The organism is Polynucleobacter sp. 35-46-11, from assembly GCF_002281105.1.
Genome location: NZ_NCFJ01000662.1, coordinates 1 through 1218, shown reverse-complemented (window position 1 = coordinate 1218; position 1218 = coordinate 1). Strand labels below are relative to the sequence as shown.

Below are 1218 nucleotides of genomic sequence, written 5' to 3'. Positions count from 1 at the left end.
CCCTGTCATTTGGATGGAAGTGTCTGCAGGTGATGAGCAAGTCCTACTTATTCAAGCGGAAGACTTGCACTAACTTTTGTTGCTTGCTTTAACTTAACTCTGCTGCCGCAGAGATAGCCTGATCAATACGCTCTACTGGTATCACTCTTAGTCCTGGAATCTTTGTCTTCGGCATATTTGCCTTCGGAATGATTGCCACTGTGAAGCCGAGCTTAGCCGCTTCTTTTAAACGCTCTTGACCACGTGGGCATGGACGAATTTCTCCAGCCAAACCAACCTCACCAAAGACAATCAGCTCTTTAGGCAAGGCTTTATTCCGAATCGAAGATTGAATAGCCAACAACACTGCCAAGTCAGCAGCTGGTTCTGAAATCTTCACGCCACCAACTGCGTTTAAGAAGACGTCTTGATCAAAACACGCTACACCAGCATGACGATGCAAAACTGCCAAGAGCATTGCAAGACGAGCTTGCTCTAGTCCAACTGCCAATCTTCTTGGATTAGGGATATGCGCTGTATCAACTAATGCCTGAATTTCTACCAAGAGCGGACGACTGCCCTCTTGAGTGACTAACACGCAAGCACCAGGTACCATCTCAGCATGCTGGGATAGAAAAATTGCAGAAGGATTAGCAACTCCGCGCAAACCTTTTTCAGTCATAGCAAAGACGCCGAGCTCATTGACTGCACCAAAACGGTTTTTAATCGAGCGCACCAATCTAAATGAGGAGTGTGTATCACCCTCGAAGTAAAGAACTGTATCCACAATATGCTCAAGCACACGGGGACCAGCTAAATGACCGTCTTTAGTTACGTGCCCCACCATCAGGACACAGATACCACTGGATTTAGCAGCTCTAGTCAGTTGCGCAGCACACTCGCGCACTTGCGCAACAGAGCCTGGAGCAGAACTCAGTACTTCTGAGTACAAGGTCTGAATGGAGTCCACCACTAAGACCTGCGGCTTGACGGTATCCATGATGGATAAGAGTTTTTCTAACTGTATCTCAGCGAGGACTTCTAATTGAGGGGCATCCAGTGCAATACGTTTTGCTCGTAATGCGATTTGCGCAGCTGACTCCTCGCCACTACTGTAAAGAACGTTCATACCTGCAGCACTCATCTCTGCAAGCGCCTGTAGCAGCAAGGTTGATTTACCAATACCAGGATCACCGCCTAACAGAACAACCCCGCCAGGAACTAGTCCGCCACCCAATA

1 protein-coding gene is annotated in these 1218 nt (G+C 47.9%); it reads right to left on the bottom strand.

The window, feature by feature from the left end; genetic code table 11:
* Window positions 1–88: 88 nt before the first annotated feature.
* Window positions 89–1218: DNA repair protein RadA (radA, locus tag B7Y67_RS18570; protein WP_293599900.1), on the bottom strand; the 1130-nt coding region annotated here is incomplete at its 5' end.